The following is a 22016-nucleotide window of genomic DNA, read 5'->3' as shown; positions in this document are numbered from 1 at the left end:
GCTTAATTTTAGGCAGTTTTGTAGCATATTTTTAAAACCTGTATAGTGATTTCACTTTTTAGTAAAAAAGGTGGAAACTATACAGGTTTTTTTATATAAAAAATTTGAAATATTTAAATATAAAGTGGGCTAAATTGAAAGGAGAATTAGTATGGCTAAAATAATAAAAGAAGGATTAACTTTTGATGATGTTTTATTAATACCTCAAAAATCTGAAATATTACCAAAAGAGATAAATACACAAACATACTTAACTAAGACAATACAATTAAATATACCATTAATGAGTGCTGGTATGGATACTGTTACAGAATCAAAAATGGCAATATCTATGGCTAGACAAGGTGGTATAGGTATAATTCACAAGAATATGTCTATTGCAGAACAAGCTTCAGAAGTTGATAGAGTAAAAAGAAGCGAAAGTGGAGTAATTGTGGATCCATTTTACTTAACAAAAGACCATACAATTCAAGATGCTGACAATATAATGGGGAAATTTAGAATATCAGGAGTTCCAATAATAGATGAAGATAAAAAACTTATTGGAATAATAACAAACAGGGATATAAAGTTTGAAAAAGATATGTCTAAAAGAATAGAAGATGCTATGACTAAAGATAATTTAGTAACAGCTAGAGAAGGTGTTACTTTAGAAGAAGCTGAGCAAATTCTTAAAAAACATAAAATTGAAAAATTACCAATAGTAGATGAAGAAAATCATTTAAAAGGTTTAATAACAATAAAAGATATAGAGAAGAAAATCCAATATCCAAACTCTGCAAAAGATAAAGGGGGAAGACTTTTATGTGGTGCAGCAGTTGGTATAACTGGAGATTTATTAGATAGAGTAAAAGCATTATACGAATCAAAAGTAGATGTAATTGTTTTAGATAGTGCTCATGGACACTCAAAAGGTGTTATAGAAGCTGTTAAAAAGATAAAATCTGTTTATCCAGACTTACAAGTTATAGCTGGAAATGTTGCAACTGCTAAAGGTTGTGAAGCATTAATAGAAGCTGGAGCTGACTGCGTAAAAGTAGGGATAGGACCTGGATCGATATGTACAACAAGAGTTGTCGCAGGTATAGGTGTTCCTCAAGTAACAGCAGTTATGGATTGTGCTGAAGCTGCTGCTAAGTATGGCATACCAGTAATAGCAGATGGTGGAATAAAATACTCTGGAGATATAGTTAAAGCATTAGCTGCTGGAGCAAATGTATGTATGATGGGATCGATGTTCGCTGGAACTGATGAAAGTCCAGGAGAAACAGTTCTTTATAGAGGAAGATCATACAAAACTTATAGAGGAATGGGATCTATAGCAGCTATGGAAGATGGTTCAAAAGATAGATACTTCCAAGATGGAGCTAAGAAATTAGTTCCAGAAGGTGTTGAAGGAATGGTTGCTTATAAAGGTAAAGCAGAAGATATAACATACCAAATGATAGGTGGTCTAAGATCTGGAATGGGATATTGTGGAGCGCCTACTATAAAAGACTTACAAGAAACAGCGGAATTTGTTAAAATAACAGCAGCTTCATTAAAAGAAAGTCATCCGCATGATATAACAATAACAAAAGAAGCACCAAACTACAGTATGCAAGGAGATATGATGTAATGAAACATGAATTAGTATTAGTTATTGACTTTGGAGGTCAATACAACCAATTAATTGCTAGAAGAGTAAGAGAGAACAATGTTTACTGTGAGATATTACCTTACAGTACAGACATAGAAGTAATAAAAGCTAAAAACCCAAAAGGAATAATATTTACTGGAGGACCTAATAGTGCATACTTACCAGACTCTCCATCTATATCAAAAGAAATATTTGAAATAGGTGTACCAATACTTGGTATATGTTATGGACATCAAATAATGTCTCATGTACTAGGTGGAGTTGTTAGAAAAGGTAACACAGCTGAAAAAGAATATGGAAAAACATCTATAACATATCATGAGTCAAAATTATTTGAAGGAATATCTACAAATACAGTTTGGATGAGTCATACTGACTTAGTTGATGCAGTAGCTCCTGGATTTGAAGTTATAGCTCATACAGCAGATTGTCCAGTTGCAGCTATAGAAAATAAAGAAAAAAATCTTTATGGAGTCCAATTCCATCCAGAAGTTGAACATTGTTTAGAAGGAGATAAAATACTTAGAAACTTCTTATACAATATTTGTAATGTTAGTGGAGACTGGACTACAGATTCATTTATAAACGATAAAATAAAACAATTAAAAGAAACTATAGGAGATAAAAAAGTACTTTGTGCACTAAGTGGTGGAGTTGATTCATCAGTTGCTGCAGTACTTGTTCATAAGGCTATAGGTGATAACTTAACATGTGTATTCGTTGATCATGGTTTACTTAGAAAAAATGAAGGAAATGATGTAGAAAGAATATTCAGAGATAAGTTTGATATGAACTTAATCAGAGTTAACTGTGAAGATAGATTCTTAGGTAAGTTAAAGGGAGTGACTGAACCTGAGGCTAAGAGAAAAATCATAGGTGAAGAATTTATAAGAGTATTTGAAGAAGAATCAAATAAACTTGGAAAAATGGACTTCTTAGTTCAAGGAACTATATATCCAGATGTTGTAGAAAGTGGACATGGTGGAGAATCTGCTACAATAAAATCTCACCACAATGTTGGCGGAATACCAGAAGATATAGAATTCCAAATAGTAGAGCCTTTAAGAGAATTATTTAAAGATGAGGTTAGAAAAATAGGTTTAGAGCTTGGTATAGAAGAAGGATTAATATTTAGACATCCATTCCCAGGACCAGGATTAGGGATAAGAGTAATAGGAGAAGTTACAAAAGAAAGATGTGATATCTTAAGAGAAGCTGATGCTATATATATGGAAGAGCTTAAAAAAGCTGGTCTTTACAAAAAAATATGGCAAGCATTTGCTACATTACCAGATGTTAAGACAGTTGGAGTTATGGGAGACGAAAGAACTTATGCTTATTTAGTAGGTTTAAGAGCTGTAACATCTTCTGACGGAATGACTTCAGATTGGTACAAAATGCCTTATGATGTTTTAGAAAAGATATCAAATAGAATAGTTAATGAAGTGGACGGAGCTAATAGAGTAGTTTATGATATAACTTCAAAACCACCAGGAACTATTGAATGGGAATAATATAAATTGGGGAGCAAAAGAATTTTTTCTTTTGCTCCTTAATTTTTATTTAATAAACACACACATATACATTCAATATAATGACACTGGAGGAATAAATATGAAATTAAATAAGACAATAGCTTTAAGTACAGTAATAATTTTAGGAGCTTTAAATCTAGTTGGCTGTAATAATAGCAAAGCAGATACAAATGAAAAAACAAATATAAAAGTAGGTATGGTATCTGATGTTGGAGGTATAAATGATGAATCATTTAATCAATCTGCATATGAAGGTCTTCAACAAGCTGAAAAAGATTTAGGAATTGAAATAAAAGTAATAGAATCAAAACAAGCATCAGAATATCTTGGAAATATAGAAACTTTAGCAGATGAAGGTATGGACCTAATTATAGGTGTAGGTAATACTATGGCGGCAGATATAAAAACTCAAGCAGAAAATTATCCAGAACAACAATTTGCAATAATAGATGAAACTTATGATGAGATACCTGAAAATGTAACACCAATTTTATTTAAAGAAAATGAAGCTTCTTATTTAACTGGACTTATAGCAGGAAAAATGACTGAAACTAATAATGTTGGATTTATAGGTGGTATGGATAATACTGTTATATCAAGGTTCTTATATGGATATATGGCAGGAGTAAAAGAAGCTAACAAAGATGCTGAAATTAATGTTCAATATGCAGGAACTTTTGCAGATGCAGCTAAAGGAAAATCTATAGCAAACCAAATGTACTCTAAGGGTGTGGATATAATATTCTCTGCAGCTGGAGGAACAGGACTTGGAGCTATAGAATCATCAAAAGAGCAAAATAAATATGCAATAGGTGTAGATAAAGATCAAAGCGATTTAGCACCAAAAAATGTAATAACATCAGCTTTAAAGAAGGTAAATGTGGGTGTATATGATACGGTTAAAGAATTAGTTAATGGAAATTTAGATGGTGGGGAAGCTAAAGTTTACGGTTTAAAACAAAATGGTGTTGGTATACCTGAAACTACTAAAAATTTAGTATCTCAAGAAATAATAGATTATGTAAATGATATAATTGAAAAAATAAAAAATGGAGATATAGAAGTTCCAGAAACAAAAGAAGAATATGATGCAATGAATGCATAAAATAAATAAGGGATAAGAAAATTTTATTTTCTTGTCCCTTATTTATTTTATGTATTGGAAACTAAAAGAGTTAAGTTTTTACTTTTTTAGTTTTTGTAATTAATTTATGAATTTATTGAAATAATAAAATTAGGAATGCTAAAACCTTATAAATTATAAATACATAAATTCTTAAAATAATAGGAGGCATAATATGAATTATAAAAAAATAGTAGTATTGAGTTCAGCTATATTAATAGCTTCTATGAGCTTGATAGGGTGTACCAATAAAAAAGAGAATACAAAATCGAATAATAATGTTATAAAAGTAGGAATGGTTGCAGATGTAGGTGGTATTAACGATGAGTCTTTTAACCAAAGTGCATGGGAAGGATTGCAAAAAGCTCAAAAAGAATTAGGAGTTGAAGTAAAAGTTATAGAATCAAAACAAGCATCAGAATACCTAGGAAATATAGAAACATTAGCAGATGAAGGTATGGATTTAATTATAGGTGTAGGTAATACTATGGCAGAAGATATAAAAACTCAATCAAAAAATTATCCAGAACAACAATTTGCAATAATAGATGAAACTTATGATGAGATACCTAAAAATGTAACCCCTATATTATTTAAAGAAAATGAAGCATCATTTTTAACAGGGTTAATAGCAGGTAAAATGACTAAAACAAATGAAGTTGGTTTTATAGGTGGAATGGAAAATAAAGTTATATATAGATTCTTATATGGCTATGAGTATGGTGTAGACCAAGCTAACGATGAGGCTGATGTACAAGTTCAATTTGCAGGAACTTTTGCAGATGCTGCTAAAGGTAAGTCAATAGCTAATCAAATGTATTCAAATAAAGTGGATATAATACTTTCAGCAGCAGGAGGTACAGGATTAGGAGCAATAGAATCTGCAAAAGAACAAAATAAATATGCTATAGGGGTAGATAAAGATCAAAGCAATTTAGCTCCAGATAACGTATTAACATCAGCTTTAAAGAAAGTAAATGTTGGTGTGTATGATACAGTTAAAGAGCTTAAAAATGGAAAATTAGCTGGAGGAAAAGAAAAAGTATACGGTCTAAAAGAAGATGGAGTTGGTATACCAGATTCCACTAAAAAACTAGTACCGCAAGATATAATTGATTATGTAAATACTATGGCTGATAAAGTTAAAAATGGAGAAATTAAGGTTCCTGAAACTGAAGTTGAGTATGATTCAGTAGATTAATAAAATATTAGAGATAAGATATATTCTTATCTCTTTTTATATTGTAGGAAATTATATTGTTCTTAAATTTCTGTAAATCTTATGAAATTAAGTAATATCAACAAATATTGAAATGTAAAAAAGTTGTTTTTTGAGCAAGGTCGTTGGCTAAAATTTCATAGCGCCACGCAGTGGCTTAAGCAAAGTGGATTTTTTATAAAATGTTGAAACTTAGTCACATAAATAATAAAATTACAATTGTATAGTGAAAATAATAGTTAAAAGGGGATTTAAAAGAGATATATGATAGAAATAATAGGAATGACTGTAGAGGATGCAAAACTATAGAAGTATGTGGAGGAGATAGAATTGAGCTTGTAAGTGCGTTAACTGAAGGTGGACTTACACCAAGTTATGGACTTATGGAAAGTATAATGAAAAATGTAGATATACCTGTAAATGTTATGATAAGACCACATGCTAATGGATTTGTATATACTGAAGAAGATTTGAAAATAATGAAAAGAGACATACAGGTAGCGAAGAGTTTGGGTGCTAATTGTATTGTTTTAGGCATTTTGGAACTGCAATAAGAGAGGATAATAATCCTTTTAAAAGTATAGATGAAGAAAAACTAAAAAAATTAGTAAGCTTATTAAAAGCTTAGTTAAAAAGGAGAAAGTATATTACTTTCTCTTTTTTTATGCATATTATTAGCAGAAAGAATAAAAAGTTCGTGTTTACACCATAAAAGACTATAATAATGACATAGGAATTAAAAAATGTTCGTGAAAAATTGGTATTAATATTGACATAGAAAATGTGAAATGTTATTCTATTAAAGTATTTAAGGAACACGAATTATTAAAAGGAATTATCAAGAAAAAATAAGTTTTATACGGAACATTAACGAAAAATATATGGGATAAGGTGATTAAAATTATGGAAATGATATCAAGTTCAAAAAAAGAAAATTTATTACAAAAAGTTTTTAAATTAGAAGAACATAATACAGATACAAAAACAGAAGTAATGGCAGGTATAACTACATTTATGACAATGGCATATATATTAGTAGTTAATCCATCAATATTATCTCAAACAGGTATGGATCAAGGTGCAGTATTTGTTGCTACAGCTTTATCAGCAGCAATAGCAACATTTTTTATGGGGATTATGGCAAATTATCCAATTGCATTAGCTCCAGGTATGGGACTAAATGTATTCTTTGCCAATACAATAGTTTTACAAATGGGATACTCTTGGCAATTTGCCCTTATGGCAGTATTTATAGAAGGAATAATATTTATTTTACTAACAGTAACAAACTTAAGAGAAAAAATAATTGAATGTATACCAATGAACTTAAAGTATGCTGTAACAGCAGGTGTTGGTTTATTTATAGCTTATATAGGTTTAAAAAATGCAAGTATAATAGTAGATGGTGGATTAGGAAATATGCATGATCCACTAGTTATATTAACTTTATTTGGATTAGCAGTGACAGGAGTGTTAGTTGCTAAAAATAAAAAAGGTGCATTATTAATTTCAATAGTATTAATATCAATTATAGGTATGGCACTTAAATTAGTTGCTTTACCAGGAGGAATAATGTCATTTGATATACCTTCTTTAAAACCAGTATTTTTACAAGCATTTTCAGTTGATAAAAGTGAAGTATTCAGTTTAAATATGGTGATTGTAGTATTTACGCTATTATTTGTAGATTTATTTGATACAGTAGGTTGTTTAGTAGGAGTTGCAGAAAAAGGAAATATTTTAGATGAAAATGGTAATATACCAAAAGCTAAGGAAGCTATGCTAGCAGATGCTATAGGGACTACTACAGGAGCTTTACTTGGAACATCAACAGTAACTTCATTTATAGAAAGTGCTTCAGGAATTGGTGAAGGCGGTAGAACAGGTTTAACAGCTATAACAACAGGAATATTATTTATTTTATCATTATTATTTGCTCCTTTATTTGTAGCTATACCAACTCAAGCTACATCAGCGGTATTAATAATTGTTGGTGTTATGATGGCTGGATCACTTAATAAAATTGACTTTGATGATTTTACAAATGCTATACCAGCATTTATAACTTTTGTATTTATGCCTCTTACAAACAGTATAGGTGATGGGATAATATTCGGAATACTATCTTATACAATATTAAAATTAGCTACAAATAAAAAAGATGAAGTAAACTTATCTATGATAATTTTATCAATCTTATTCATTATAAAATTCATACTTTTAGGATAAATTTAAAAAAGAGTTACTTAATTGTTAAATAATTAAGTAACTCTTTTTTCTTTAATAAATAAGTTTTTAGGATAAGATTAAACTAAAAAACTTTAGTATTTAATGAGAAAATGAAAAATACGATTAATTTATAAATAAATGTCGAAAATATTCGTAATAATACATATATTTTAACATAAAAACTATGTAAAAAAATGTGAAATTCTCTTGATTAAAACTTAATATTATTATAATATAATCATATAATAGTTCGTATAATATAACGAATAATAATATAATAATATTCGTTATTATAAATAGAGGAGGAATATAATGAGAGTAGCAGTAGTTATGGGGTCTAAATCAGACTATCCTAAATTAGAAGAAGGTATAAACTTTTTAAAAAAATACGACGTGGAAGTAATTGTTCGTGTTTTATCAGCTCATAGAACACCGAGGGAGTTAGAGGAATTTATACAAAAGATAGATAATGAAGTTGATGTAATAATAGCAGCGGCAGGAAAAGCTGCACATCTACCAGGAGTAATTGCAGCAAATACATTAATTCCAGTAGTAGGATTACCAATAAAATCTTCTACAATGGATGGGCTAGATTCACTTTTATCAATGGTACAAATGCCAAGTGGAATACCAGTAGCAACTGTTACAATCGATTCTGGATTAAATGCAGTATTAATGGCAATGCAAATAATGAGTATAAAATATCCTAAGTTAAAAAAGGATTTAAAAGCATATAGAAAAGAAATGGCAGATAAAGTTTTAAATGATGATGAAAATTTAAGGGGGTAATTAACATGTTATTATACGAAGGAAAAGCAAAAAAAATATTTAGTACAGAGAATGAGAATGAGTTTGTAGTTTACTACAAAGATGATGCTACAGCATTCAATGGAGAGAAAAGGGCAGAAATAGCTTCAAAGGGAATATTAAATAATAAAATTTCAACTATTATGTTTGAAGAATTAGCAAAAGAAGGAATTGAGTCGCATTTCATAAAAAGCCTATCAGATAGAGAGATGCTTGTTAAAAAGGTTGAAATACTACCATTAGAAGTAATAGTAAGAAATATTACAGCAGGTTCTTTCTGCAAGAGATATGGAGTAGAAGAAGGTATAGTACTAGACACACCTATATTCGAAATGTCATATAAAAACGATGAATTCGGAGACCCACTATTAAATGATGATCATGCAGTTGCATTAAAATTAGCAACTAGAGAAGAAATAGATTTTTTAAGAAGTCAAACTTTAAAAATAAATGAAATAATGAAGAAGTTCTTCTTAAAAATGGATTTAAAATTAGTTGATTTTAAACTTGAGTTTGGAAAAGATGTAAATGGAAAAGTAATATTAGCAGATGAAATCTCACCTGATACTTGTAGACTTTGGGATGTAAACACTAATGAAAAATTAGATAAAGATAGATTTAGAAGAGATCTTGGTGATTTAGTTCAAGGTTATGAAGAAGTTTTAGCAAGGTTAAATAAATAATTTAGGAGGATTTCATATGTGCGGAGTTGTAGGTATCTACTCTAAAGACAAAGATATATCAAAGCAGTTATATTACTCATTATATTCTATACAACACAGGGGGCAAGAAAGTTGTGGTATGGCAATATCAAATGGAGAAGAAATAAATTATTACAAAGATATGGGCCTTGTAGGTGATGTTTTTACACCTAAAAAATTGGAAAAATTACAAGGAAATATGGGAATTGCTCATGTTAGATATTCTACAGCAGGAGGAAGTAATTTTGCAAACTGCCAACCATTAGTAGGAAGTGTAAGAAAAAGAAGAATTGCATTAGCTCATAATGGAAACTTAGTAAATGCTCAAACATTAAAAGATATGCTTGAAGAAGATGGGTACATGTTTACAAGTAATACTGATACAGAAGTTATTCTTTATATACTTGCTAGATACTATAAGGGGAATATAGTAGAAAGTTTAAAACTTACAATGGATTATATAAAAGGAGCATACTCACTTGTAATTATGAGTGATGATGAATTAATTGGAGTAAGAGATTCATTTGGATTTAGACCTTTAATATTAGGAAAAAAAGATGACCAATATATTTTAGCATCAGAAAACTGTGCTATAGATATCCTGGGTGGAGAAGTAATTAGAGATGTAGAACCAGGGGAAATAGTAGTAATTAAGGATGGAGAATTGAAATCGTATAATTTCAGTAAAAATTATAAGCCAATGAAGAAAAGTTGCATATTTGAACACATTTACTTTGCTAGAAATGATGCAACTATAGATGATGTAAATGCCTATGAATTTAGAGTTAAGTCAGGAGAAATATTAGCTCAGAATGATGAAATAAATGCTGATATGGTAGTTCCAGTACCTGATTCAGGATGGCCAGGTGCAATAGGATATTCAAATGCTAGTAATATTCAAGTGGCAGAAGCACTTGTAAAAAATAGATATGTGGGAAGAACATTTATAAAACCTACTCAAGAAGAAAGAGAGTTGGGTGTTAAGATAAAACTTAATCCTTTATCTAGAATGATAAAAGGTAAATCAATAGTTTTAGTGGATGACTCTATAGTTAGAGGTACAACATCTAGACTATTAGTAAAATCACTTAGAGAAGCTGGGGCAAAAGAAATACATTTAAGAATAACATCACCTCCGGTTAAATATTCTTGTTATTACGGAATAGATACACCAAATAGATCTAAACTAATAGCATCAAACATGAGCGTGGAAGAAATGAGAGGGTTCATAGGATGTGACTCTTTAAAATTTTTAGATATAGAAGGAATGCTAGAAGCAGTTGAAGAGCCATTTAATTTCTGTAAGGCTTGTTTTGATGGAGATTATCCAGTTAAGAAAATAGACAAGGGGGAAATAACATCATGCTAACTTATGAACAATCAGGTGTAAATATAGATGAAGGAAATAGAGCTGTAAGCTTAATAAAAAATAAAATAAAAGGAACTTATGATAAAAACGTAATAGGTGACTTAGGAAACTTCAGTGGATTATATAGTTTAAAAGACTTTTTAACTATGAAAGAGCCAGTTTTACTTGCAGCAACAGACGGTGTTGGAACAAAACTTAAATTAGCTCAAATGATGGATAAACATGATACAGTAGGTATCGATTTAGTTGCTATGAGTGTTAACGATTTAATATGCCAAGGGGCTAAGCCATTATTATTTTTAGATTATATAGCAATAGGAAAGTTAGTTCCTGAGCATATAGATGAAATAGTTAAAGGTGTTGCTGATGGATGTAAGATGTCTGGATGTGCATTAATAGGTGGAGAGACAGCTGAAATGCCAGGAATGTACACAGAAGATGAGTATGACTTAGCAGGGTTTGCTGTTGGTATAGCAGATAAAGACAAAATAGTATCTGGAAAAGATGTTAAAGAGGGAGATGTATTAATAGGAATATCATCAAGTGGAGTACATAGTAACGGATTCTCTTTTGTAAGAAAAATTTTCTTAGATACTTTAAAATGGGACTTAAATGATTATAAAGATGAGTTAGGAATGACTTTAGGAGAAGCGCTTTTAACTCCAACAAAAATATATGTTAAGTTAGTTTTAGATTTATTACAAAAGCAAAACATAAAAGCTATAGCTCACATCACTGGTGGTGGAGTAATAGAAAATATAACTAGAGTTATACCAGAAGGGCTTGGATTAAACATAAAAACTGATGCTTGGGAAAAGCCACCTATATTTAAAATGATAGAAGAACTTGATATGGTTGATAAGAAAGAACTTCATAAATCTTTCAACATGGGTGTAGGTATAGTTTTAGTAGTAAATAAAGATGAAGCACAAAGTGTTGTTGATTATATCAATAATAATAATTTACAAAATGAAGTTGAAATTGATGAAAAATACTCTACATTAATGAAAGATAAAGCTTATATAATAGGTGAAGTAGTAGATGATCACGAAGGTGTAGAACTATGGTAAAAATAGGCGTTTTAATTTCTGGTGGAGGAACTAATTTACAAGCTATTATAGATGGATGTAAAAATAAATCTATAAATGGTGAAGTGAAGGTGGTTATTTCAAATAAAGCAGAAGCTTATGGACTTGAAAGGGCTAAAAAAAATAATATAAAAGCAATTTGTGAAAAAGAAGAAGATAGAATAATTGAAATTTTAAAAGAAAATGAAGTTGAACTAGTAATTCTGGCTGGCTATTTAAAAATAGTCAGTCCTAAATTAGTAGATGCATATAGAAATAAAATAATAAATATTCATCCATCATTAATACCTGCGTTCTGTGGTAAAGGGTATTATGGAGAGAAAGTACATCAAGGAGTAATTGATTATGGGGCAAAAGTAACTGGAGCTACAGTTCACTTTGTTGATGAAGGAGCAGACACAGGTCCGATAATTATGCAAAAAACGGTGGAAGTAAAACGAGACGATGATGCAAAAAAATTAGCAGCAAGAGTACTTGAAGTTGAACATGAAATACTTACAAAAAGTATAAGTATGTTTTGTGAAAATAAGATAACTGTTCAAGGTAGGAGGGTTTATATAAATGATTAAGAGAGCATTAGTAAGTGTAACTGATAAAACTGGAGTAGTTGAGTTTTGTACAGAATTAAATAAATTAGGATATGAAGTAATATCTACAGGTAATACTTTTAAAATATTAAAAGAAAATGGTGTAAAAGCTATACAAATAGATGAAGTCACTAAATTCCCTGAAATATTAGATGGAAGAGTAAAAACTTTAAACCCATATATACATGGTGGGATTTTATATAAAAGAGATGACGAAAATCATGTGGCAACTGTAAAGGAACATGAAATTAATCCAATAGACTTAGTTGTTGTAAATTTATATGACTTTGAAGGAACTTTAAAAGCAGGAAAATCTCATGAAGAAATTATTGAAAATATAGATATAGGTGGACCATCTATGATACGCTCTGCTGCTAAAAACTATAAAGATGTGGCAGTTATAGTAGATGTAGATGATTACTCTATGATAATAGAAAAATTACAAAATGATTCTTTAACTTTAGAAGATAGAAAAAATTTAGCTTACAAAGCATTCTCTACAACAGGTAGATATGATGCTCTTATATCAAGTTACTTTGCAGGAGAAGTTGGAGATGAATATCCAGAAATATTAAACTTAACTTTCCAAAAAGAACAGACATTAAGATATGGGGAAAATCCACATCAAGCAGGTGTTTTATATAGCCAATCTAATGCTAAAAACCCAATATTAAACTTTGAACAATTAAACGGAAAAGAATTATCTTTCAATAATATAAATGATTTACATGGTTGTTTAGAATTAATGAGAGAATTTAAAGATAGTGAAGAAGTAGTTTCAGTAGCAATTAAACATACTAACCCATGTGGCGTAGGTATTGGAAAAGATGCTTACGAAGCTTATACAAAATGTTATGAAGCAGATAAAGTTTCTATATTTGGTGGGATTTTAGGAATAACATCAACTATAGATGTTGAAACTGCAAAAAAATTAAATGAAATATTCTTAGAAATAGTTGTAGCTTATGACTTTACAAAAGAAGCTTTAGAAGTATTAAGAACTAAGAAAAATTTAAGAGTATTAAAGTTGGCTAAGATAGAAGACAGTTTACAACCTTACGATATGAAATACTTAGATGGAAAATTATTAATCCAAGATAAAAATACTACTTTAGCAGAAAAATATGAAACAGTTACAACTGTTGAACCAACTAAGGAACAATTAGCTGACATGGAATTTGGAATGAAAGTAGTTAAAAATATGAAATCAAATGCGATAGCTATAGTAAAAGACGGAGAAACTTTAGCTCTAGGGTGTGGTCAAACATCAAGAATATGGGCATTAAAAAATGCAATCGAAAACAACCAAGATAAAAACTTTGAAGGTGCAGTACTGGCTTCAGATGCTTTCTTCCCATTTGAAGATTGTGTAACTCTTGCTCATAAAGTTGGCATAAAAGCAGTAGTTCAGCCTGGTGGATCTATAAATGACAAAAAATCTATAGATGCATGTAATGAATTTGGAATGACAATGGTGTGTACTGGAATAAGACACTTTAAACACTAGGAGGTATAGATAATGAATATTTTAGTTGTTGGTGGTGGCGGAAGAGAACACGCTATTTGTTGGAAATTGAGTAATGAAGCTGACGTTGAAAAAATATACTGTGCACCAGGTAATGCTGGGATTTCTAATGTGGCAGAATGTGTAAGTATTGGAGATAGTGATATAGAAGCTTTATTACAATTTGCTAAAGAAAATGAAATAGATTTAACTATAGTAGGACCAGAAGTACCTCTAGTTGCAGGAATTGTAGATGAGTTTGAAAAAGAGAACTTAAAAGTATTTGGACCAAATAAAAAATGTGCTCAGTTAGAAGGAAGTAAGGCTTTCTCTAAAGATTTTATGATAAGACATAATCTTCCTACTGCAAAATATAAGGAATATACAGATTTATATAAAGCAATAGCTGAAATAGATGAGTTTGGATATCCAGTAGTTATAAAAGCAGATGGATTAGCAGCTGGTAAAGGTGTTGTTATTCCTGAAAATAGAGAAGACGCAATAGAAACTTTAAAGGAAATGATGGCTGATCATAAGTTTGGTCATGCTGGAGACAAAATAGTAATAGAAGAATTTTTAACTGGTGTGGAAACTTCGATTCTTGCCTTTGTAGACAATAATACTATAGTTCCTATGGTAAGTGCAAAAGACCACAAGAAAGTGTTTGAAGGAGAAACTGGATTAAATACTGGAGGAATGGGAACATTCTCTCCAAGTGAAATATATACAGATGAACTAGCTAAAGAAATCCAAGAAAAAATCTTAGATAAAACTTTAGAAGGATTTAAAAAAGATAATTTAGAGTACAAGGGAATTCTATTCGTTGGTCTTATGATAACTGAAGAAGGACCTAAAGTTTTAGAATACAATGTAAGATTTGGGGACCCAGAAACTCAGTCAGTATTATTTAGACTAAATACTGATTTAAGCAAAATAATGACAGCAATCATAGATAACAATCTTAAAAATATAGAAATAAATTACTCAAAAGAAGAAGCAATATGTGTAATGCTTACTTCAGGAGGATATCCTGAAGCTTATGAAAAAGGGAAAGTAATAACAGGGCTTGAAAATTTAGATTCAGATATAGTTGTTTTCCACAGCGGAACTAAGTTTAACGGAGAAGACATAGTTACAAATGGTGGAAGAGTAATAGGGATAACTGCAAAGGGAAGTTCCGTTAAAGAAGCATCTGATAAAGTTTATGATAATATTAAAAAAATAAACTTTGAAGGAATGCATTATAGAAAAGATATATGGAAATAAATTTTCGAAATTTGGAGGAATATTTTAATGAATACTATAGCTTTACAAAGTACTGTAAGAAGAGTTTTAGTTGAGAAAAGACAAGGGTTTGACTTAGAAGCTCAAAGCTTAAAAAGAGATTTAGTAGAAAGTTTACACATAGATACAATAGAAAATATAAGAGTTTTAAATAGATATGATGTGGAAGATTTAAGTGAAGAAGTTTTTGAAAACGCAGCAAAAACTATATTCTCAGAAACTAACTTAGACATAGTTTCTTATGGCAAAGTAGAAGATATAAATGAAAATGATAGAGTATTTGCTATAGAGTACTTACCAGGTCAATACGATCAAAGAGGTGACTGGGCAGCTCAATGTATACAAATAGTTAATGATGGGAAAAGACCTAACATAAGTACAGCTAAAGTATATATATTAAGTGGAAATATAAGTGATGAAGATTTCGAAAGAATAAAAGCATACTGCATAAACCCAGTTGATAGTAGAGAAGCTGAATTATCAATACCAAACACTTTAGCAATGGAAGTTGAAGTACCAACAGCTGTGGAAATTTTAGATGGTTTTGTGGATTATTCAACAGAAGAATTAGAAGAATTTTTAAATGAGCAAGGATTGGCTATGACTTTAGCTGATTTACAACATATTCAAAACTACTTTAAAAACGAAGAAAGAAGAAATCCTACTATAACAGAAATAAAGGTTCTTGATACTTATTGGTCAGATCACTGTAGACACACTACTTTCATGACTAAGATAGAAGATGTTAAAATAGAAGATGGTAAATATAATGACATAATAAAAGAAGCTTATGATATGTATTTACAATCAAGAAGCAAAGTTTATGTTGATAGAGACAAAGATATTTGTTTAATGGATATAGCTACTATAGCTATGAAACAATTAAGAAAAGAAGGCAAGTTAGAAGATTTAGATGAAAGTGAAGAAATAAATGCTTGTTCTATAAATGTTGATGTTAATGTTGATGGAAAAATTGAAAAATACTTGGTAATGTTCAAAAATGAAACTCATAACCATCCAACTGAAATAGAGCCATTTGGTGGAGCTGCTACTTGTTTAGGTGGGGCTATAAGAGATCCACTTTCAGGAAGAAGTTACGTATATCAAGCAATGCGTGTTACAGGTAGTGCAGACCCTAGAACATCTTTAGAAGATACATTGCCAGGTAAGTTAATGCAAAAGAAAATAACTACAGAAGCGGCTAATGGATACTGTTCTTATGGTAACCAAATAGGTTTAACTACTGGTCAAGTTGCTGAAGTTTATGATGAAGACTTCGTAGCAAAAAGAATGGAAGTTGGAGCAGTAATAGCTGCAGCACCAAAAGAAAACGTAGTAAGAGTTAGACCAGAGGCTGGAGATATAATCATTCTTCTTGGTGGAAAAACAGGAAGAGATGGTTGTGGAGGAGCTACTGGTTCATCAAAAGAACATAGTGAAGAATCAATAAAAACTTGTTCAGCAGAAGTTCAAAAAGGTGATGCTCCTAATGAAAGAAAAATCCAAAGATTCTTTAGAAATAAAGAAGTTGCACAAATGATAAAAAGATGTAACGACTTTGGAGCAGGTGGAGTAAGTGTTGCCATAGGAGAAATAGCTGACAGTTTAGATATAAACTTAGATTTAGTTCCTAAAAAATACGATGGCTTAGATGGAACAGAACTTGCTATATCTGAATCACAAGAAAGAATGGCAGTGGCTATAGATCCAGCAAACAAAGAAAAGTTCATAGCATTAGCTGGTGAAGAAAACTTAGAAGCAACTCATGTTGCAACAGTAACTGATACTGGATACTTAAGAATGACTTGGAAAGATCAAACAATAGTTAATTTAAAAAGAGAATTCTTAGATACAAATGGAATAAAACAAACAACTGATATTTATGTTAATAAAGTAAATGAAGAAGAAACATTCTTTACAAAAGATAATGTTTCATGTGAATCAAACTCTATGAAACAAAAATTTGAAAAAGCTTTAGCAGATTTAAATATATGCTCACAAAAAGGTTTGGTTGAAAAGTTTGATAATACAATAGGTGGAAACACTGTATTAATGCCTTTTGGTGGTAAATATCAAGCAACTCCTTCTCAAGGCATGGTTGCTAAGATACCAGTACTTGGCGGAGAAACAACTACTTCGACTATAATGACATTTGGATATAATCCTAAAATAGGAAAATGGAGTCCATTCCACGGTGCATTATATGCAGTAGTAGAGTCGATTTGTAAATTAGTTGCAATAGGTGGTAACTATCAAACAACTAGACTTACTCTACAGGAGTATTTCGAAAAACTAGGAAAAGATGCTACTAGATGGGGTAAACCATTTGCTGCATTACTTGGAGCATATTATGTTCAAAATAAACTAGAAATACCTGCAATAGGTGGAAAAGACAGTATGTCAGGTACTTTTAAAAATATAGATGTACCTCCAACATTAGTTTCATTTGCAGTTGATACAGTAGATGCTGATTATGTAGTATCTCCTGAATTTAAGAAAGCTAATTCAACAGTTGTTGAAATAATAACTAACAAATTAGAAAATGATGTATTAGACTTTGATGAGTTAAAAAGAAATTTAGATAAAGTAAGAACTTTAATTCAAGATAAAAAAGTTTTAGCATCTTATGCTTTAGGTTATGGTGGATTAGGTGAAGCTATAGCTAAAATGTCATTTGGTAATAGAATAGGTTTCAAAGTAGATGAAGAAGTATGCTCTGAAAGTTTATTTAATGCTGCTTATGGAAACATGTTAATAGAAGTAAATGAAGAAGATTTAGCTTTATTAGATGGATATAACTACAAAGTAGTAGGAAAAACTTTAGAAGGACCAAGTATATTAGTTAAAGATGAAAGAATATCTTTAAATGAATTATATAAAACTTTCGAAAGTACTTTAGAACCAATATTTCCAACAAAAGCTAAAGAAATAAAAGATAAAATAGAAACTATAAGTTTTGTAACAACTGGTGAAAGAGTAAAATCTGCTTCTTCAATAGCTACTCCAAAAGTTTTTATACCAGCATTCCCTGGTACAAACTGTGAGTACGATTCAGCAAGAGCTTTCGAAAGAGCAGGAGCTAAAGCTAGTGTAAAAGTATTTAAGAACTTAACTTACAAAGATATAGAAGAGTCTATAGAAACTATAGTAAATGAAATAAAAACTTCTCAAATAATAATGTTGCCAGGAGGATTCAGTGCTGGTGATGAGCCAGATGGATCAGGTAAATTTATAGCAACTGTATTTAGAAATTCTAAAATAGCAGAAGCTTTAAAGGAATTTTTAACTAAGCAAGATGGCTTAATGTTAGGTGTTTGTAATGGATTCCAAGCATTAATCAAGTTAGGACTTGTACCTTATGGAGAAATAAGAGAAACTTCAGTAGATGCTCCTACATTAACTTACAATAACATAGGTCGTCACCAAGCTAAAGTTGTAAGAACTAGAATATCTTCTAATAAATCACCTTGGCTAGCAGGAACAGAAGTAGGAGATATACACAACGTAGCAGTATCTCATGGAGAAGGTAAATTCGTTGCTAATGAAGAAGTATTCAAGCAATTACTTGAAAATGGTCAAATAGCAACTCAATATGTTGACTTAAATGGAGAAGCAACTTACGATATAGAATACAATCCAAATGGTTCATACTTTGCAGTTGAAGGTATAACTAGTGCTGATGGTAGGGTATTTGGTAAGATGGGACATTCTGAGAGAATTGGTGAGCATGTAATGAAAAATATAATAGGTGAAAAGGATCAAAAAATATTTGAATCTGGAGTAAACTATTTTAAATAGGATATAAAAATAGGGAGTTAGCTATTTAGTTAACTTCCTATTTTGTTTTAGATACTGTCTGGTCTGTATTGTACGACTTAAAACGTAAGCAAATTTGGAGAGTAGAAGGAAATCCAGGGCGTAAGAAATTTAAGGCAGATAGCCGATTTAAAATCAAGTAGAAGTCAGAATGAAATTATGTTTATTTAAATAAATATTGAAAACAAGCTAATTCTATTGAATGTCGCATTAGCTTGTTTGGTATATTATATAAAAAGGAATATTATTTTTATATAATAAAATAAATTTAAGAGAAAAAATAAAAAAAATTAGCACTCATCACTTGACAGTGCTAACAAAAAGACTATAATAATAAGTAAGAAAACAAATAAAGAACAAATCAGAATACATAAAAAATAAAATTAAATATTATCTTTGTACTTAATTAAAGTATGAAGACAATTGTAAGGAGGAATTAATTATGAAATTAGTACCAATGAATAACAATAGTTTAGGATTTAGTTTGTTTGACAATATGTTTGATGATATGTTCAGAGATCCATTTTTTACAAACAGCAACACTACAAAACTTATGAAAACAGATATACAAGAAAAAGATAATAATTATATCTTAGACATGGATTTGCCAGGGTATGAAAAAGAGGATGTAAAAGCTCAACTTAAAGATGGATATTTAACAATAACAGCTCAAAAAAATACATCTAATGAAGAAAAAGATAAAAAAGGTAACTATATAAGAAAAGAAAGATATTGTGGCAAATGCTCAAGAAGCTTTTATGTAGGAGATAGTGTAAGAGAAGAAGATATAAAAGCAAGCTTTAACAATGGAATATTACAATTAACATTCCCTAAAGAGGTTACTGGAAAAGAAGATACAAAATATATTACTATTGATTAAAAATTTAGATTTTTTAGCACTCAATGCTTGACAGTGCTAACAAGATAGTTCTATAATTAAAATGGGAATAAATAGTAAATATTAAAATTAAATTAAAGCCCTTAAAATGCAAGGTTATTTATTCCCCCACCTTGCATTTTGTGATTTAGAATAAAACAAATTTTATAAATGTGCAAGTTTAAGGAGGTAAATATGGAAGTAACAAAAGGTAGTATTTCAATTGATACAGAAAATATTTTTCCAATAATTAAGAAATGGTTATACTCAGACAAAGACATTTTTATAAGAGAATTAATAAGTAATGGCTGTGATGCAGTAAGTAAATATAAAAGACTTGTTTCTCTTGGCGAAGTTAAGCCTTCACAAGATGAAGAATATAAAATTACAGTATCAGTAAGCAAGAAAAATAAAACTATAAAATTCAGTGATAACGGTATAGGTATGACAGCAGAAGAAGTAGATAAATACATAAATCAAGTTGCTTTTTCTGGTGCGGAGGACTTCTTTAATAAATACAAAGATAGAATGGAAGAAACGGATATTATAGGTCATTTTGGTTTAGGATTCTATTCAGCATTTATGGTATCTACAAAGGTTGAAATAGATACATTATCTTTCCAAGAGGGAGCAGACCCTGTAAGATGGATATCAGAAGGTGGAACTGAATTTGAAATAAGTCCATCAGGAACAAGAGCTACAAGAGGAACTACAATAACATTATTCTTAGCTGAAGATAGTGAAGAATTTTTAAATGAATATGAAGTAAGAAGTATAATAAACAAATACTGCTCTTTCTTACCTGTTGAAATATATGTGGAAGATGAAGATGCAGAAGTTAAAGAAGATGAAGAAAAAATTGAACCAACACCATTAAATGATACTAATCCATTATGGTTAAAATCACCTAAAGATTGTACAGATGAAGAATATAAAGAATTCTATAGAAAAGTATTTAATGTATTTGATGAACCATTATTCTGGATTCATTTAAATGTGGATTATCCGTTTAACTTAAAAGGAATTCTTTACTTCCCTAAATTAAATAATGAGTTTGAACTAGTAGAAGGTAAGGTAAAACTTTATAATAATCAAGTATTCGTAGCAGATAATATAAAAGAAGTTATACCAGAATTCTTATTATTACTAAAAGGTGTAATAGACTGTCCAGACTTACCATTAAATGTGTCTAGAAGTTTCTTACAAAATGACAGAGATGTAAGTAAAATATCTAAACATATAGTTAAAAAGGTTGCAGATAAACTTAAATCTTTATGTAAAAATAGTAGAGAAGAGTATGAAAAATTCTGGGATGACATACAAATATTCATCAAATTTGGTTGTTTAAAAGATGAAGGTTTCTATGACAAAGTAAAAGATTATATATTATATAAAGATATAGATGGTAAATATATTACATTAACAGATTACTTAGAGGCAGCAAAAGAAAAACATGAAAACAAAGTATTCTATGTAAACAATGTGGATCAACAATCTCAATATGTTAAACTATTTAAAGATTATGGATTAAATGCAGTTGTATTAGATAGCACAATAGACAACAACTTTATTTCGTTTATAGAATATAAAGAAATGGGAACTAAGTTTAATAGAATAGACTCAGATTTATCAGACGTACTAAAAGACAAAGATAGTGAAGAAAATAAAGAAGAAGATGAAAAAATAACTTCATTATTCAAGTGTGTTATAAATGAAAGAGTAGAAAAATATTCAGTGGAAAGTCTTAAAAATGAAGAAACACCAGCTATGATTTTAGTATCAGAAGAATCTAGAAGAATGATGGAAATGCAATCTAGATTTGCTGGAATGAACTTTGGTATGGATTTAAAAGAAGAAAAAACTTTAGTTATAAATAAGAGTAACCCATTAGTAAAAAAATTAGTGTCACTAAAAGACAATGAAGATAAAAAAGAAGAAATAGATGTGATTTGTAATCAAATAGTAGATTTAGCTCTACTTGCTAATAAAGAATTAAATGCAGATGAATTAGATTCATTTATAAAAAGAAGTAACTCATTAATGAGTAAAGTTATATCTCTATAAAGTATTATCAATATAAAATGTAAATAATAAAAATACCCCTTAGAATTTGAACTGCACCCTTCATGTGGAACAATATAAAACAACCTAGGCTACCTTTTTCTTGTATTTTACAGGAGAAAGGTAGTTTAATTTTGCCTGTATTCTTTCTTTGTTATAATAATCTATATATTGAGA

Annotated in this window: 17 protein-coding genes; 16 read left to right on the top strand and 1 reads right to left on the bottom strand. The window is 29.9% G+C overall.

Going from position 1 to position 22016, the window contains the following annotated elements; translation table 11 throughout:
• The first annotated feature begins 151 nt into the window (after positions 1–151).
• From guaB to htpG, 16 genes are all read left to right on the top strand, one after another.
• Complete coding sequence (guaB, locus tag QX51_RS18470; RefSeq protein ID WP_039681371.1) at positions 152–1618, top strand: IMP dehydrogenase; 1467 nt, start codon at positions 152–154, stop codon at positions 1616–1618.
• Complete coding sequence (gene guaA, locus QX51_RS18465; protein WP_039681370.1) at positions 1618–3153, top strand: glutamine-hydrolyzing GMP synthase; 1536 nt, start codon at positions 1618–1620, stop codon at positions 3151–3153. The genes guaB and guaA overlap by 1 nt, the downstream gene beginning before the upstream one ends.
• Before the next feature lie 100 nt (positions 3154–3253).
• Positions 3254–4279, top strand: coding sequence for a BMP family lipoprotein (locus QX51_RS18460; RefSeq protein WP_039681369.1), 1026 nt, complete (start codon positions 3254–3256; stop codon positions 4277–4279).
• Positions 4280–4472: 193 nt separating this feature from the next.
• Positions 4473–5498, top strand: a complete 1026-nt coding sequence (locus QX51_RS18455) for a BMP family lipoprotein (RefSeq protein ID WP_039681368.1) — start codon at positions 4473–4475, stop codon at positions 5496–5498.
• A gap of 278 nt (positions 5499–5776) precedes the next feature.
• Positions 5777–6070 carry a copper homeostasis protein CutC gene (locus tag QX51_RS20215; RefSeq protein ID WP_320649311.1) on the top strand — a complete coding sequence of 98 codons (294 nt, stop codon included), beginning with the start codon at positions 5777–5779 and terminating at the stop codon, positions 6068–6070.
• 349 nt (positions 6071–6419) lie between these two features.
• A complete protein-coding gene (locus tag QX51_RS18445; RefSeq protein WP_052233171.1) occupies positions 6420–7745 on the top strand; it encodes an NCS2 family permease in 1326 nt (441 codons plus the stop codon).
• A 312-nt stretch (positions 7746–8057) separates the two neighbouring features.
• Positions 8058–8534 carry a 5-(carboxyamino)imidazole ribonucleotide mutase gene (gene purE / locus QX51_RS18440; RefSeq protein WP_039681367.1) on the top strand — a complete coding sequence of 159 codons (477 nt, stop codon included), beginning with the start codon at positions 8058–8060 and terminating at the stop codon, positions 8532–8534.
• 5 nt (positions 8535–8539) lie between these two features.
• On the top strand, positions 8540–9235 hold the full coding sequence (gene purC, locus QX51_RS18435; protein WP_039681366.1) for a phosphoribosylaminoimidazolesuccinocarboxamide synthase: 696 nt from the start codon (positions 8540–8542) through the stop codon (positions 9233–9235).
• A 16-nt stretch (positions 9236–9251) separates the two neighbouring features.
• The gene (gene purF / locus QX51_RS18430) at positions 9252–10622 is read left to right on the top strand and encodes an amidophosphoribosyltransferase (protein WP_039681365.1); all 1371 of its coding nucleotides are present in this window, start codon (positions 9252–9254) and stop codon (positions 10620–10622) included.
• Entirely contained in the window at positions 10616–11692 is a 1077-nt protein-coding gene (gene purM, locus QX51_RS18425) for a phosphoribosylformylglycinamidine cyclo-ligase (protein ID WP_039681364.1), read from the top strand. Before purF ends, purM begins: the two co-directional genes overlap by 7 nt.
• Positions 11686–12279 (top strand): phosphoribosylglycinamide formyltransferase, encoded by a 594-nt coding sequence (purN, locus tag QX51_RS18420; protein WP_039681363.1) that lies wholly within the window; start codon positions 11686–11688, stop codon positions 12277–12279. The genes purM and purN overlap by 7 nt, the downstream gene beginning before the upstream one ends.
• Entirely contained in the window at positions 12272–13804 is a 1533-nt protein-coding gene (gene purH, locus QX51_RS18415) for a bifunctional phosphoribosylaminoimidazolecarboxamide formyltransferase/IMP cyclohydrolase (RefSeq protein WP_139045111.1), read from the top strand. Before purN ends, purH begins: the two co-directional genes overlap by 8 nt.
• Positions 13805–13816: 12 nt before the next feature.
• Entirely contained in the window at positions 13817–15067 is a 1251-nt protein-coding gene (gene purD, locus QX51_RS21360; protein WP_039681362.1) for a phosphoribosylamine--glycine ligase, read from the top strand.
• A gap of 27 nt (positions 15068–15094) precedes the next feature.
• Positions 15095–18883 carry a phosphoribosylformylglycinamidine synthase gene (locus QX51_RS18405; protein ID WP_039681361.1) on the top strand — a complete coding sequence of 1263 codons (3789 nt, stop codon included), beginning with the start codon at positions 15095–15097 and terminating at the stop codon, positions 18881–18883.
• A 460-nt stretch (positions 18884–19343) separates the two neighbouring features.
• Positions 19344–19781 (top strand): Hsp20/alpha crystallin family protein, encoded by a 438-nt coding sequence (locus QX51_RS18400; protein WP_079764882.1) that lies wholly within the window; start codon positions 19344–19346, stop codon positions 19779–19781.
• 192 nt (positions 19782–19973) lie between these two features.
• A complete protein-coding gene (gene htpG, locus QX51_RS18395) occupies positions 19974–21842 on the top strand; it encodes a molecular chaperone HtpG (protein WP_039681360.1) in 1869 nt (622 codons plus the stop codon).
• A gap of 84 nt (positions 21843–21926) precedes the next feature.
• Here htpG and QX51_RS21890 read toward each other — a convergent pair whose 3' ends face one another.
• Positions 21927–22007 carry an IS3 family transposase gene (locus QX51_RS21890; RefSeq protein ID WP_408645542.1) on the bottom strand — a complete coding sequence of 27 codons (81 nt, stop codon included), beginning with the start codon at positions 22005–22007 and terminating at the stop codon, positions 21927–21929.
• Positions 22008–22016: the final 9 nt, after the last annotated feature.

This window comes from Terrisporobacter othiniensis (assembly GCF_000808015.1).
In the GTDB taxonomy this organism is placed as follows: Bacteria; Bacillota; Clostridia; order Peptostreptococcales; family Peptostreptococcaceae; genus Terrisporobacter; species Terrisporobacter muris.
Note: the sequence above shows the minus strand (reverse complement) of the source record. Positions and strands in the feature narration are given on the sequence as shown.

Coding starts and splice junctions, on each gene's coding strand:
- purE (WP_039681367.1), top strand. CDS start 8,058: ATGAGAGTAGCAGTAGTTATGGGGTCTAAATCAGACTATCCTAAATTA.
- purH (WP_139045111.1), top strand. CDS start 12,272: ATGATTAAGAGAGCATTAGTAAGTGTAACTGATAAAACTGGAGTAGTT.
- purM (WP_039681364.1), top strand. CDS start 10,616: ATGCTAACTTATGAACAATCAGGTGTAAATATAGATGAAGGAAATAGA.
- purD (WP_039681362.1), top strand. CDS start 13,817: ATGAATATTTTAGTTGTTGGTGGTGGCGGAAGAGAACACGCTATTTGT.
- purN (WP_039681363.1), top strand. CDS start 11,686: ATGGTAAAAATAGGCGTTTTAATTTCTGGTGGAGGAACTAATTTACAA.
- purF (WP_039681365.1), top strand. CDS start 9,252: ATGTGCGGAGTTGTAGGTATCTACTCTAAAGACAAAGATATATCAAAG.
- guaA (WP_039681370.1), top strand. CDS start 1,618: ATGAAACATGAATTAGTATTAGTTATTGACTTTGGAGGTCAATACAAC.
- QX51_RS18445 (WP_052233171.1), top strand. CDS start 6,420: ATGGAAATGATATCAAGTTCAAAAAAAGAAAATTTATTACAAAAAGTT.
- QX51_RS18400 (WP_079764882.1), top strand. CDS start 19,344: ATGAAATTAGTACCAATGAATAACAATAGTTTAGGATTTAGTTTGTTT.
- QX51_RS18460 (WP_039681369.1), top strand. CDS start 3,254: ATGAAATTAAATAAGACAATAGCTTTAAGTACAGTAATAATTTTAGGA.
- purC (WP_039681366.1), top strand. CDS start 8,540: ATGTTATTATACGAAGGAAAAGCAAAAAAAATATTTAGTACAGAGAAT.
- guaB (WP_039681371.1), top strand. CDS start 152: ATGGCTAAAATAATAAAAGAAGGATTAACTTTTGATGATGTTTTATTA.
- QX51_RS18405 (WP_039681361.1), top strand. CDS start 15,095: ATGAATACTATAGCTTTACAAAGTACTGTAAGAAGAGTTTTAGTTGAG.
- QX51_RS18455 (WP_039681368.1), top strand. CDS start 4,473: ATGAATTATAAAAAAATAGTAGTATTGAGTTCAGCTATATTAATAGCT.
- htpG (WP_039681360.1), top strand. CDS start 19,974: ATGGAAGTAACAAAAGGTAGTATTTCAATTGATACAGAAAATATTTTT.